The organism is Cellulomonas sp. SLBN-39, assembly GCF_006715865.1.
Taxonomy (GTDB): Bacteria; Actinomycetota; Actinomycetes; order Actinomycetales; family Cellulomonadaceae; genus Cellulomonas.
Map to the genome: position 1 here is coordinate 3,332,028 of NZ_VFOA01000001.1, position 12,959 is coordinate 3,344,986.

The 12,959-nt window shown below is 76.1% G+C and carries 14 protein-coding genes; 9 read left to right on the forward strand and 5 right to left on the reverse strand.

Annotated features, from left to right (window positions below):
* Window positions 1–102 precede the first annotated feature (102 nt).
* The 7 genes from FBY24_RS15195 (at window position 103) to FBY24_RS15225 (ending at window position 7,199) form a co-directional block, all read left to right on the forward strand.
* Complete coding sequence (locus tag FBY24_RS15195; RefSeq protein ID WP_142161853.1) at window positions 103–1,470, forward strand: sugar MFS transporter; 1,368 nt, start codon at window positions 103–105, stop codon at window positions 1,468–1,470.
* Window positions 1,401–2,246, forward strand: a complete 846-nt coding sequence (locus FBY24_RS15200) for an RNA methyltransferase (RefSeq protein WP_142161855.1) — start codon at window positions 1,401–1,403, stop codon at window positions 2,244–2,246. The genes FBY24_RS15195 and FBY24_RS15200 overlap by 70 nt, the downstream gene beginning before the upstream one ends.
* Window positions 2,243–3,121, forward strand: a complete 879-nt coding sequence (locus FBY24_RS15205) for a phosphotransferase family protein (RefSeq protein WP_255432427.1) — start codon at window positions 2,243–2,245, stop codon at window positions 3,119–3,121. The genes FBY24_RS15200 and FBY24_RS15205 overlap by 4 nt, the downstream gene beginning before the upstream one ends.
* 101 nt (window positions 3,122–3,222) lie before the next feature.
* On the forward strand, window positions 3,223–4,308 hold the full coding sequence (locus tag FBY24_RS15210; RefSeq protein ID WP_142161857.1) for a NosD domain-containing protein: 1,086 nt from the start codon (window positions 3,223–3,225) through the stop codon (window positions 4,306–4,308).
* A 120-nt stretch (window positions 4,309–4,428) separates the two neighbouring features.
* Complete coding sequence (locus FBY24_RS15215) at window positions 4,429–5,274, forward strand: alpha/beta fold hydrolase (RefSeq protein WP_142161859.1); 846 nt, start codon at window positions 4,429–4,431, stop codon at window positions 5,272–5,274.
* Window positions 5,275–5,308: 34 nt separating this feature from the next.
* The gene (locus tag FBY24_RS15220; protein WP_142161861.1) at window positions 5,309–6,298 is read left to right on the forward strand and encodes an NADP-dependent oxidoreductase; all 990 of its coding nucleotides are present in this window, start codon (window positions 5,309–5,311) and stop codon (window positions 6,296–6,298) included.
* Between the two features lie 40 nt (window positions 6,299–6,338).
* Window positions 6,339–7,199, forward strand: a complete 861-nt coding sequence (locus tag FBY24_RS15225; RefSeq protein ID WP_142161863.1) for an alpha/beta fold hydrolase — start codon at window positions 6,339–6,341, stop codon at window positions 7,197–7,199.
* A gap of 65 nt (window positions 7,200–7,264) precedes the next feature.
* Here FBY24_RS15225 and FBY24_RS15230 read toward each other — a convergent pair whose 3' ends face one another.
* Complete coding sequence (locus tag FBY24_RS15230; RefSeq protein WP_142161865.1) at window positions 7,265–7,978, reverse strand: SDR family oxidoreductase; 714 nt, start codon at window positions 7,976–7,978, stop codon at window positions 7,265–7,267.
* Between the two features lie 170 nt (window positions 7,979–8,148).
* On the opposite strand from FBY24_RS15230, the gene FBY24_RS15235 reads away from it, so the two are divergent.
* A complete protein-coding gene (locus FBY24_RS15235; RefSeq protein WP_142161867.1) occupies window positions 8,149–8,754 on the forward strand; it encodes a TetR/AcrR family transcriptional regulator in 606 nt (201 codons plus the stop codon).
* 6 nt (window positions 8,755–8,760) lie between these two features.
* Here FBY24_RS15235 and FBY24_RS15240 read toward each other — a convergent pair whose 3' ends face one another.
* A complete protein-coding gene (locus FBY24_RS15240) occupies window positions 8,761–9,336 on the reverse strand; it encodes a YbaK/EbsC family protein (protein ID WP_142161869.1) in 576 nt (191 codons plus the stop codon).
* Window positions 9,337–9,457: 121 nt separating this feature from the next.
* Between FBY24_RS15240 and FBY24_RS15245 the strand changes: the two genes are divergently transcribed.
* Complete coding sequence (locus FBY24_RS15245; protein WP_142161871.1) at window positions 9,458–10,138, forward strand: hypothetical protein; 681 nt, start codon at window positions 9,458–9,460, stop codon at window positions 10,136–10,138.
* 55 nt (window positions 10,139–10,193) lie between these two features.
* Here the strand turns inward: FBY24_RS15245 and FBY24_RS15250 are convergent, their stop codons facing one another.
* From FBY24_RS15250 to FBY24_RS15260, 3 genes are read right to left on the reverse strand one after another with little or no spacing between them, the layout of a single operon-like run.
* The gene (locus tag FBY24_RS15250) at window positions 10,194–10,736 is read right to left on the reverse strand and encodes a YbhB/YbcL family Raf kinase inhibitor-like protein (RefSeq protein ID WP_142161873.1); all 543 of its coding nucleotides are present in this window, start codon (window positions 10,734–10,736) and stop codon (window positions 10,194–10,196) included.
* A 40-nt stretch (window positions 10,737–10,776) separates the two neighbouring features.
* Entirely contained in the window at window positions 10,777–12,498 is a 1,722-nt protein-coding gene (locus FBY24_RS15255) for a SulP family inorganic anion transporter (RefSeq protein ID WP_255432428.1), read from the reverse strand.
* Window positions 12,495–12,869: a metalloregulator ArsR/SmtB family transcription factor gene (locus tag FBY24_RS15260; protein WP_142161875.1), complete on the reverse strand. Its 375-nt coding sequence runs from the start codon at window positions 12,867–12,869 to the stop codon at window positions 12,495–12,497. The genes FBY24_RS15255 and FBY24_RS15260 overlap by 4 nt, the downstream gene beginning before the upstream one ends.
* Window positions 12,870–12,959: the final 90 nt, after the last annotated feature.

Below are 12,959 nucleotides of genomic sequence, written 5' to 3' on the forward strand. Positions count from 1 at the left end.
GACGTCCGGCCACCGGTGTGGAGCACGTCACCCCCCTGACCCGGGCCAGCAGGTCCGGGCAGCGTCGAGGCACCGTCATGCTGGAGGGGTGCGAGGACGACGTTGACCGCCCCTGACCCTGCACCGGCCCGGCTCGTCCGCGACCGGACCACGCTGACCCTGTACGGCCCGTTCGTCGTGTGGGGGTGGCTGCTCTACAGCTTCAACCCCAGCGTGCCGCTGCTCGCCGACGAGCTCGGCATCACCAGCGCGCAGGCCGGGCTGCACGGCACCGCGATGGCTGCCGGCGGACTGACCGCCGCCGTCCTCACACCGCGCACCGTGCGCGCGCTCGGGCGCCGCGCCACGATCGTGGTGTCAGCGCTCGTCGTCGCCCTCGGCATCGGCGCCCTGGTCACGGGCCCCGCCCTGCCGTGGACCCTGGCGGGCATGCTCCTGACGTCCGTCGGCGGCAACGTGCTCATCTCGGCCGCGCAGGTCGGGCTCGCCCTGCAGCACGGTCGCGCCGCGTCCGCCGCCGTCACCGAGGCCAACGGCGTCGGCGCCGCGGTCGGGCTGCTCGGCCCGCTGGCCGTCGGTGCGGCCGTCACCGCCGGCATCGGCTGGCGTGCGGGCGTCGTCGTGACCGCCGTCCTCGCGGTGGTCTCCGCGCTGCTCGTCGCGCGCCTGCCCACCGGCCCCGCGCTGACCGGCCGACCGGCCCGACGCATCCCCCAGGCCGTGGTCGCCGGGGCCGCGTCGGCCGTCGCGCCCGCCGTCGCGGACCCGACCCCCACGGACGCGCCCGTCGCCGCCACCGTGGCCGTCGCCCCCGCCGGGCGCGTCCGCCGGGCCACGCCGTGGCTCCTGCTCGCGCTGCTCGCCGCCCTCGCCCTGGAGAACGCCACCACCTACTGGGCGACGGGTCTGGTCGTCGAGCGGACCGGCGCCGACCCCGGCATCGGCGCCGCCACCACCGCCGGCCTCGTCGCCGGCATGGCCGCGATGCGGTTCGTCGTCGGACCCCTCTCGCTGCGCGTGCCGCCCGCCCGGCTGCTCGCCGGATCGTTCATCCTGGCCGTCGTCGGCTGGGCCGTGCTGTGGACCGCGACCACGCCGGGTGTCGCGCTCGCCGGCCTCGTCGTGGCCGGCCTCGGCTACGGCGCCCAGTACCCCCTGGCCGTGGTCCTGCTGCTCGCCGCGTCGCCCGGCCGCAGCGACCGTGCCCAGGCCCAGGCCACCCTGACCGGGGCGCTGGCCATCGGTGTCGCCCCGTTCGTCCTCGGGGCGCTGGCCGACGCCGTCGGCACGCACACCGCGTTCCTCGTCGTCCCCGCCCTGGCCGCCCTGGGCCTGGTCGGGGCCGTCGTCGGGGGCAGCGCGGTGCGGGCGACGGCCCGGCGCCTGGAAGGATCGGACCCGTGGCCCGACCCGACCTCCGACCCGTCACCGGGTCCGACGACCCCCGCCTCGCCGACTACGTCAGCCTGACCGACGTCGCCCTGCGCACCCGCCTCGAGCCCGCGCAGGGCCTGTACGTCGCGGAGAGCTCCACCGTGCTCGGCCGCGCCCTGCGCGCCGGCCACCGGCCCCGCTCGGTGCTCCTGGCGCCGCGGTGGCTGCCCGACGTCGAGGCCATGCTCGCCGACGTGCCCGGCGACGACGCGGTGCCCGTGTACGTGGCCGACGAGCCCGTCCTGGAGTCCATCACCGGCTTCCACGTGCACCGCGGTGCGCTCGCGGCCATGCACCGGCCCGTGCTGCCGTCGGTCGCCGACGTCCTGGCCGGCGCGCGCGGCGGAGCCGGCGCCCGGCGGGTCGCCGTGCTGGAGGACCTCGTCGACCACACGAACGTCGGTGCGGCGTTCCGCTCGGCCGCCGCGCTCGGCGTCGACGCCGTGCTGGTCACGCCGCGGTGCGCCGACCCGCTGTACCGGCGCAGCGTGCGGGTCTCGATGGGGACGGTCTTCCAGGTGCCGTGGACGCGCGTCGACCCGTGGCCGGGCGGCATGGACGCGCTGCGGGCGGCCGGGTTCGTGGTGGCGTCGCTCGCGCTGTCCGACGACGCGGTGGACCTCGACGCGCTGGTCGCGGACGTCCCCGAGCGGCTCGCCCTCGTGCTGGGTGCGGAGGGCGACGGGCTCAAGCCCGCGACCGTCGCCGCGGGCGACCTGACCGTCCGGATCCCCATGGCCGGCGGGGTCGACTCGCTCAACGTCGCGGCTGCTGCGGCCGTCGCGTTCTGGGCCACGCGCGTGCCCGCGTGACGGTGCCGTCCGCGGGCCCGGGGCCGGGCGACGACCCGCTGGACCGGCTCGACGCCCGGCAGCGCACCCTGCTGGACGTGTGGCTGCCCGGGGCGGTCGTGCTCGCCGACCACTCGTGGGGGCTGGTCCCGACCCGGGTGCTGGAGGTCGACCACGCGGGGGAGCGGTACGCCGTCAAGGCCGCCGGCCCGGACGACACGCACCTGCCCCGCGAGCTCGAGGCGCACCGCCGGTGGACCGGTCCGTGGGTCCGTGCCGGCCGAGGGCCTGAGCTCGTGCACGCCGACCCGGGCGCCCGGCTGCTGGTCACGCGGTGGGTGCCCGGCGTCCTCGCGGTGGGGACGCCCGCGCAGCACGACCCGGGCGTCCACCGTCAGGCCGGCGCGCTGCTCGCCGCCCTGCACGCCCAGGAGCGGGTGGTCGACGCCGACCTCGAGGCGCGCGAGAACGCCCGGGCGCTCGCGTGGCTGGACCGCCCGCACGGGCTGGAGCCCGACGCCGTGCGTCGCGTGCGCGACGTGCTGGCGGCGTGGTCACCCGGGCCGGTGACGACCGTGCCCGCGCACGGGGACTTCCAGCCCCGCAACTGGGTCGTCGACGCGGGCGTCGTGCGCGTCATCGACCTGGGCCGTGCCGCGCTGCGCCCCGCGGCGAGCGACCTCGTCCGCATGTCCGCCCAGGAGTGGCGGGACGACCCGTCCCTGGCGGACGCGTTCGTCGAGGGGTACGGCAGCGACCCGCGCGACGCGGCGACGTGGTGGGTCACGTCCCTGCGCGAGGGGGTCTGCACGGCGGGGTGGGCGCGGATGGTCGGGGACGCCCCGTTCGAGGCGCAGGGTCTGCGGATGGTCGACGAGGCGCTCGCGCGGCTGTGACGTTCACCCGGGCGAAAGCGGGCGAAACGGTGGAAAGCGCCCTGTGACCCAAGTCACTCTGGTTCGTGCCCGGGGTCCCGGGCGCGACACCAGGGGGAACCATGTCTCGTCGTCCTGCTCTTCTCGCCGTGGCCACGTGCGTCGCGGTGCTGGCCGTGCCGTCCGTCGCCGCCGCGGCCCCGCCGCCGCCCGCGTGCGGGGCGACGCTCACGGTCGACACCGTGCTGCGTCGCGACCTGACCTGCGCCGGTGACGGGCTCGTCCTCGGGCCCGGCGTCACGCTCGACCTGCGCGGGCACACCCTGCGCGGCTCCGGGGCCGGCGTGGGGCTGCTGGTCAGCTCCGCGGGGGAGGTCGAGATCCGCAACGGCACGCTCACGGGCTGGGGCGCGGCCGTCGACACGCTGGGCGTCGAGGACGCCGACGTGGGCCCGCTGACCGTCGACCGTCTGCGCCTGCGCGCCAACGCCACCGGGGTCGACGCGTCGGGGGAGGACGGCACCGGCCGCTTCCGCAAGCCCACCACGATCACGCGGTCGACCGTCGTCGGGAGCACCGCGATCGGCGTCGACGGCGGCTGGTTCGCCGAGGTCGCCGTGGACCGCACGATTTTCGCCGACAACGCGGTCGGGCTGTGGAGCGAGGGGGACGCGACGATCACCCGGTCCCGGTTCGACCGCAACGGCCGCGCGGTCATCGGCACCGAGGCCTCCGTCCGTGTGGACAGGTCGACGTTCGCGGCCAACCCGCAGGCGGTGGTCACCTACGGCACCGGCGCGACGGTCGTGCACGGCAGCCGGTTCGTCGGGTCCGACGTGGCGGTGCACGGCGGCGGCGCCGTGGTCGACGTCGGCGCCTCGACGTTCGTCGCCAACCGGCGGGCCGTGGTGCTCGGCACGTGGGGCGGCACCGTCACGGGCAACGTGCTGCGGTCCAACGGTGAGGCGATCACCCTCGACGGGGAGTGGCTCGACGGCGCGACCGTGCAGGACAACGTGCTGCGGCGCAACGGCGAGGGGATCGTCCTCGACCCGGTCGACGCGGCGACCCGCGTGGGCGGCAACGACGTGCGGGGCAGCGCGGGGCGGGGGATCTACGTGCCGGGGGCCACGGACCTCGGCGGCAACACGGCGCGCGGCAACGGTGAGACGCCCCAGTGCGTCGGGGTCGTCTGCGCGGCGTCCTGACGCGCCTCGGGTGCCGCGGCGACGGGTGCGTCGTCGCGGTCACCCGGCGACCTCCTTGACACGTCTACTGAGTGCACTCAAAATTGAGCGTGCTCGGTCAGGTCGTCGGAGGAGGTCCCCGTGCAGCAGGCTCACCGCTCGTGGCGCGACGCGCCGACGCGGACGGTCGACGTCGACGGCGCCCGCGTCTCCTACCGCGAGCTCGGGGACGGGCCGGGTCGCCCGCTGGTGGCCCTCAACCACCTCGGCGCCACGCTCGACGGCTGGGACCCCCGGCTGGTCGACGGGCTGGCCCGCGGGCGGCGGGTCGTCGCGCTCGGGTACCGCGGCGTCGGGCGCTCGACCGGACGCACCCGCGACAACATCGAGGGCATGGCCGCCGACGCCGTGGCCGCGGTCCGTGCCCTGGGGCTGGGGCCCGTGGACCTGTTCGGGCTGTCGATGGGCGGCATGGTGGCCCAGGCCGCCGTCGACCTCGCGCCCGGCCTCGTCCACGGGCTCGTGCTCGCCGGGTCGGGGCCGGCCGGCGGCCCCGGCCTCACCGCGATGACGCGCACCATGCTCGCCACCGCGGTGCGGGCCGGTGCGCAGCTGCGCGACCCGCGCGAGCTGCTGTTCTTCACGCGCACCCCCACCGGCCGGCGGTCGGCGCGCGAGTACCTGCGCCGCCTGCGCGAGCGCACGGACGACCGCGAGCCCGCGGCCGGGCCGACCGTCCTGCGCGCCCAGCTCGCCGCCGTGCACCGCTGGGGTGCTGCCGAGCCGCGCGCCACGGCCCAGCCGGCCGGGCCCGTGCTCGTCGTGCACGGGGACGGCGACCTCCTGGTCCCGCCCGCGAACGCGACCGCGCTCACCGCGCGCCTGCCGACCGCCACGCTCGTCGTCCACCCGGACTCCGGGCACGGCGTCGCGTTCCAGAACCACGCCGCGGTCGTCGCCGCGGTCACCGACCTCCTGCGCCCCTGACGGGCGCAGCACGCCACCCTGAAGGAGCACTCCCGTGCAGGCCTACGGCATCACCCGGTACAAGCAGCCCTTGACCCTCCTCGACGTCCCCGAACCCGTCGTCGGGCCCGGCGACGTCCTCGTCGACGTCGGGGCCGCGGGGCTCAACCACCTCGACGAGAAGATCCGCGCCGGTGAGTTCAAGGCGATCCTCCCGGCCACGATGCCGCTGGTCCTCGGCCACGACGTCGCCGGGACCGTGCTGCGGGTGGGCGCCCAGGTCACGGGCTTCGCGCCCGGGGACCGCGTCTACGCCCGCGCGGCGACGGCCGGGACGCTCGCCGAGCGGATCGCCGTCGCGGCGTCCGACCTCGCGCACGTGCCCGCCTCCCTCACCACCGCGCAGGCCGCGGGTCTCCCGCTCGTGGCCCTCACCGCGTGGCAGGCGCTCGTCGAGCGCGGGGGCGTCGGGCCGGGCAGCACGGTCCTCGTCCACGCCGGCGCCGGCGCCGTCGGGTCCCTCGCCGTCCAGCTCGCGAAGCACCTCGGAGCCCACGTCGCGGCCACCGCGAGCGGCGCAGGTGTCGCGCACGTGCGCGACCTCGGCGCCGACGTCGTCGTGGACTACCGGAGCCAGGACTTCGCGGCTGAGCTGTCCGGCTACGACCTCGTCCTGGACACCGTCGGCGGCGACACCCTCGCGCGCTCGTTCGGCGTCCTGCGCCCCGGGGGCAAGGTCGTCGGGATCGTGGGACCGCCCGATCCCGCCTTCGCCCGCGCCGCGGGGCTGAACCCGGTGCTGCGGCTCGTCATCACCGCCCTGAGCGGCGGCGTGCGTCGGAAGGCCGCCCGGCTCGGCGTCGGCTACGAGTTCCTGTACATGCGCGCGTCGGGCGAGCAGCTCGCCGCGATCTCCGCGCTCGTCGAGAGCGGCACGCTGCGCCCCCTGCGCGTCCAGGAGCACGCGTTCGACCGTGCCCCCGAGGCGCTCGCCGCGCTGGCCGCCGGCCAGGTGCGCGGCAAGGCCGTCGTCTCCCGCGTCTGACCCCCACCTCCCGCCCCTCCCACCCCGTCCAGGAGACCTCATGAGCCCCACCGCCGACGAGCCCGTCGTCACGTCCTACGCCCACGCGCCCGCGCGCACCGTCACGGTCGGTCGTGACACGTTCGCGTACCGCGAGCTGGGCCCGAAGGGCGGTGTCCCCGTGGTCCTCTTCGTCCACCTCGCCGCCACGCTGGACAACTGGGACCCCCGGATCGTGGACCCGCTCGCGGCGCACCGGCACGTCATCGCGTTCGACCAGCTCGGCGTCGGGGCGTCGAGCGGGCGCGTGCGGCCGACGCTCGAGCAGGCCGCTGACGACGCGTACCGGTTCATCCGCGCGCTCGGCCACCGTACGATCGACGTCGTCGGGTTCTCGATGGGCGCGATGATCGCCCAGGACCTCGTCGTCAAGCACCCGGGACTGGTCCGTCGGCTGGTCCTGACCGGTACGGGCCCGCGCGGGGGTGAGGGGATCGACAAGGTCGTGGGCACCACGTACCTCGACACGCTGCGCGCCACGCTCGCGCGGTCGGACCCCAAGGAGTTCCTGTTCTTCCCCCGCGACGCCGAGGGCAGGGCGGCCGGCAAGGCGTTCGTCCGGCGGCTGGAGGAGCGCACGGTCGACCGGGACGACCCGATCACCATCTCGGCGTTCCGCGCCCAGCTCAAGGCCATCGTCCGCTACGGCCGCTCCGCGCCGTCCGACCTGTCCGTGATCACCCAGCCGACGCTCATCGCCAACGGCGACCACGACCGGATGGTCCCCTCGGTGCTGTCGGAGGACCTGCACCGCCGGATCGCCGGGTCGCGCCTGGTGATCTACCCCCGGTCCGGCCACGGCGCGATCTTCCAGCACCACGGGGAGTTCGCCCCCCTCCTCGTCGAGTTCCTCGGTCGCTGAGCCCGATGACGACGACGCCGCGGCGGCCCGGTGCTCCCGGGCTCCGCGGCGTCGTCGGACGGGCGTCAGGGACGCGTGCGGGCCAGCTCGGGGTAGACGACCTCGAGCGGTGCGCTGAGCCCGGCCTTGGCCTGGACCGACGTCTCGTCGGCGAGCACCTCGAACTCGTCGGCCTCCACGGCGTCCAGCGTGGCGGCCACGACCTGCACCGGGTCGGCCTTCGGCACCTCGAGACCCGCCGTCATCGGGGTGTCGACGTAGCCGACGTGCACGCCCACGACGTGCACGCCCTGCGGGGCGAGCTCGAGGCGCAGCGAGTTCGTCACCGACCACAGCGCCGCCTTCGCGGCGCTGTAGATCCCGCCGGCGGCGTACCAGCTGAGGGCCGAGTGCACGTCGACGATCGCCGCGCCCTGCGCCCGGACGAGCTGCGGAGCGAAGGCCCGCGCCAGGAGCAGCGGTCCGACGAAGTTCGTCTCGACGTTGCTGCGGATCTCCTCGTCCGTGTGGCCGAGGATCTCCCCGGCGGAGACCGTGACGCCCGCGTTGTTGACCAGCACGGTCACGTCGGGCGCGGCCTGCACGGCCGCAAGGATCGACTCCGGGTCGGTGATGTCCAGGGCCAGGGGGACGACGCGCGCGTCGTCCCAGGCCCGGGGGGTGCGGGCGGTGGCATAGACCTTCGCCGCGCCGCGGGCGAGGGCCTGGTGCACGAACTGCGTGCCGAGGCCGCCGTTCGCGCCGGTGACCAGGACGACTGCTCCGTCAAGAGTGGGCATGAGGGGGTGCTCCTTCTGCTCGGACGCGCGGTGCGCGCGCCGTCCGGGTGGGTCCCGGGCGGGTGCCAGACCCCCGCGTGGGAGAATCGCCAGGCGCACGCCTGAGTCCACACGGTTCTGACGCCACTCGAAACTGAGTGTGCTCACACTCTATTCCCGGAGGATCCCGCATGTCCGTCACCTCACGCCCGCCGGGCCGTCGCGAGCGCAACAAGCAGGACAAGCTCGACCGGATCGTGGCCGCCGCGCGCGACCTCTTCGCCGAGCGCGGGGTCGACGACGTCACGACGCAGGAGATCGCCGAGCGGGCCGACATCGGCGCCGGCACGCTGTTCCTCTACGCCCGCAACAAGGGCGAGCTCCTGCTCCTCGTGCAGAACGCCGCCTACGCACAGTCCCTCGAGCGCGGCGCACGGGACGCCGCGCGCACGGACGACGCGCTCGACGCGGTGCTCGCCGTGGTGCGGCCGGTCGTCGAGTGCAACCGCGCCCAGGTCGAGAACGGGCGCACCTACCTGCGCGAGATGGTCTTCGGCGACCCCGAGGAGCCGCACCACCGCGAGGCCCTCACCATCGCGGGGCGGACCGAGGAGGCCATCGCCGACGTCCTGCGCCGGCCCGGCGTGGGGCGTTCCGACGACGCGGAGGTCCTCGCCCGGGTCGTGTCGTCCGTGATGTTCCTGGCGATGGCCGCGAGCGCCGACGGCAGCGTCGACGACGTCGTCGACGAGGTCCGGCGCCAGCTCACCGCCGTGCTGCGCCCCGGCGGGCGCTGAGCCGCACTACGCCAGCGCCAGCCCGTCGACGACCTCGACGCCCGGGGCTCGCAGGAGCAGCGCTCCGGGCAGGCTGATCTTGGAGCGGCGCACGCCCGAGCCGATGATCACCGTGCCGCCCGCGTCGGGGACGTCGGCCGCGACGCGTGCGTCGGCCAGCACCCGGTAGCCGTCGGGGAGCCCGAGCGGGGTGATCCCGCCGTACTCCATCGCCGACTCCTCGGTGGCGCGCTCCATCGGCAGGAACGAGGCCTTGCGCACGTCGAGCAGCCGCTTGACGGCGTTGTTGACGTCCGCGCGCGTGGTGGCGCGCACCAGGCAGGCCGCGACCCGCTCGACGCCCTCGCGCCGCCCGGCCACGAGCACGCAGTTCACCGACGCCGCGAGCGGCAGGTCGTACGCCTCGGTCATGGCCGCCGTGTCGGCCAGGTCCGGGTCGATCGCCGCGACGAGGACGGCGTCGGCGACCTCCGGCTCGACCACGGCCCACCCGCTGATCATCGCGTGCGTGCGCTCCGCGAGCAGGTCCGGGCGGTCGACGGCGCGCTCCCACGTCAGGGAGCCCAGGGGAGAGGTGGTCACGGCTCGCAAGGCTAGGCCACGGCGGCCGGGCTGCAGGAGCAAGATCGCCGGTCGTCGGCACACTGCTCGGGCAAGGGCGCCACGACGTGACGCCCGGGGGAGCGGCGGGAGGTGATGACCTGTGGGGCGACGTCGACGTCCGACCGCGGCCGGGGTGTGCGTCCCGGCCGTGCTCGTCGCGCTCGTGCTGGCCTCGTGCGCTGCGGCGAGCACGACGACCGCAGCCGATCCCGACGCGTTCGTCGGGATGCTCGCCGGCTCCACGGCCGACCACGACCCCGTGGGCTCGCCCGAGGCGCTGGCCGAGATGTCCGACCTCGTCGTGGCAGGGACCATCAGCGCCGTGACCGGCGGTCGCCTGTGGGGGCGGGGCGAGGACGACCCCGCCGCGAACCGTTCGATCGTCCTGAACGTCACGGTCACCGACGTGCACGTCGGGACACTTCCTGACGGTGCGGACGGGGTCGTCTACGTGGAGCTGCCGTCCCCGGGCGGGGTCGAGGCCCAGGTGTACGAGGAGCACCTCCCCGCCGACCTGGCCGGGGTGTTCTTCCTCGTCCCGGCGGGCGAGCCGGGCGAGACCACCCCGATCCAGGACAGCACCGCCGGCCGCCCCGAGGGGCAGCCGCTGTTCCGGACGACTAACCCCCAGGGGATCGTCCTGGGCGTCGGCGACCAGGCCCGCCGGCTGCTGGAGGGGACGCAGCTCGGCGAGGCCGACCTGACCCAGTTCCTGCCTGACGCCGAGCGCTTCCCCGTGGCCCCCGGCAGCACCTCCGAGCCCGACGTCCCACCGGGCTGACCGGACGTCACCCGGGCAGGTGGCACGCCTCGTGATGCTCAGCCCCTCGTGCTGCTCACTGCTGGTACGTGCCGACGAGGACCGCGCGGGCCAGGGTGTGGAAGGTCAGGACGCAGGCCGCCGCACCCGGCGAGGTGGCGGCGTCCAGGCCGAGGTCGTCGGTGTCGAGGGCGTGCACGACGGCGAAGTACCGGTGCACCTGGTCGCCGGGCGGCGGGGCGCAGCCGACGTACCCGGCGATGCCGTCGTCGCCGCGCAGCTGGAAGGCTCCGGCGGGCAGGTCGGGGCCGTCGGGGGTGCCGGCGCCGCGGTCCAGCGAGGTGACCGTCGCGGGCAGCCCGAGGACGGTCCAGTGCCACCAGCCGGCGACGCCGGGAGCGTCGGGGTCGAACACGCTGACCGCGAAGCCGCGGGTCGCGTCGGGGAAGCCCGACCACGCGAGCTGGGGCGAGACGCCGGGCCCGGCGTCGGTGCGGGTGTGCACGTCCGGGACCGCCTCACCGTGCACCCAGTCGGTACTCGTGAGCGTGAAGGCGGGCACCGCGGGCAGCAGCGCGTACGGGTCGCGTGCGACGGGGCGGGTCAGGGACGCGGCCACGGGGACCTCCGGGTCGGCCCGGCGCCGGTCGCCGGGCGGCTCACCCCATCCTGGTGCTGGGCAGCGTGCCCCGCACGTGCGCGCGGGCGTGCTCCAGCGCGGCGCCGAGGTCGTCGAACAGGTGGTCCGGGTCCTGCAGCGCGTCGATCACGCCGACGCCCTCGGCGAGGCGGCGGTGCTCGGGGCGCAGGCCCTTGAGCAGCACGTGGATGCCGCGCCGGCGCAGGTCGGTGACGACGTCGGCCAGGGCGCGGGCGCCGCTCGCGTCGAGCACCCGCACCGCGCCCAGGCGCAGGACGACGACGCGGACGTCGCTGACGAGCGCGAGCTCGTCGAGGAAGCGGCGCACGTCGGCGAAGAACAGGGCCCCGTCGACCCGGTAGACGGCGATGTGCTCGTGCAGCAGGGCGTGCTCGGCGTCGGCGCCGAGGGTGTCGCCGTCCGCGCCGGGCAGGGGCTCGCGGTGCAGGCCGCTGCTGCGGGCCACGGCGCGCAGCGCGAGCACCGCGGCCACGGCGACGCCGACCTCGACGGCCATGACGAGGTCGAACGCGACGGTCACGGCCAGCGTCGCGAGCAGCACGAGCGCCCCGGCGCGCCCGGAGCGGCACACCTGCACGGCCGTGCGGACGTCGATCATGCGGGCCGCGGTGACCAGCAGCACGGCCGCGAGCGCGCTCAGCGGGATCCGCGCGACCAGCGGTGCGGCGACCAGCACGACGGCGGTCAGGACGACGGCGTGGGTGAGGGCGGCGACGCGGGTGCGGGCACCCGTGCGCACGTTGACGGCGGTCCGGGCGATGGCACCGGTCGCGGGCAGCCCGCCGACCAGCCCGGACGCGATGTTGGCCAGGCCCTGGCCGAACAGCTCGCGGTTGGGGGAGGTGCGGCCGATGTCGTCGGCCATGCCGTCGGCGACGCGCGCGGACAGCAGGGACTCCAGGGCGGCGAGGGCGGCCACGGCCAGCGCGGACGAGAACAGGGCGCTGGTGGTGGCGAGGTCGACGACGGGCAGCGACGGGGCGGCCAGCAGGTCCGGGAGGGGGCCGATGCGGGCGACGTCGAGGTGCGCGGCCTCGGCGAGGAGCGTCGCGGCGACGACGGCGAGCAGGGACGCGGGCAGACCGCGGTGGAGGCGGGGCAGGACGAGCATCACGGCGACGGCGAGCGCGACGACGACCAGCGGGGCGACGGCGGCGGACGGGTCGACGGTACGCAGGGTGCCCCAGGCGACGAGCGCGGCGTTCTCGCCCGGTCCGGGCGGGGTGTCCAGGGCCAGGGGGACCTGCTGGAGGGCGATGACCACGCCGATGCCGAGGGTGAAGCCCTCGACGACCGGCCACGGCACGTACGCGACGAGCCGGCCGAGGCCCAGGACGCCGGCGAGCGCGACGATCCCGCCGGCCATGATCGCCACCACCGGGACGGCCTCGGTGCCGTGCCGGGCGACGACGGGCAGCAGGACGACGGCCATGGCACCGGTCGGGCCGCTGACCTGCAGGTGGGAGCCGCCGAGCACGGCGGCCACGGCGCCGGCGACGATCGCGGTGACGAGCCCGGCGCCCGCGCCGAGGCCGGAGGCCACCCCGAACCCGAGGGCGAGGGGCAGGGCGACGACCGCGACGGTCAGTCCGGCGACGAGGTCGTGGCGCCACGAGCGGGGCAGGTCGGCGTAGTCGCTGCGGCGCGGTGCGAGGGCGAGGGCGCGCCGGCGGGCGGAGGCGAGCAGCTCGCGGGCGGGGGGTGCGGCGGGAGTGGTCACCGGTCGGCCGGGGCGGTGTCGGCCGGTGTGGTGCTGGTCTCGTCGAGCAGGCCGGCGTGCCGGGTCGCGGCGTCGACCAGCACGGCCCGGGCGGCGGCGAGCATGTCTGCGACCGCGGGCAGCGCGAGCGTGTAGTGCACGGCGTTGCCGGTGCGGCGGGCGGTCACGACGCCGGCGCGGCGCAGCACGGCCAGGTGCTGCGACAGGTGGGAGGCCTCGAGGCCGAGGGCGTCGAGCAGCTCGCTGACCTGCCGGTCCTGCTCGGCGAGGAGCTCCAGGGTGCGCACGCGCACGGGGTGCGCGAGCGCCTTGAACAGGTCGGCCTTGACCTCGGCCAGGGGGCGGTCGACGCCCAGGGCGTGCAGGGGCACGGCTCCTCGCAGATCTGGTGTGATGGCATGATGGATTCATCACATCGTACTCCCGGGACGGTGCCCCGAGCGGGTGAACCGTCCCGCGCG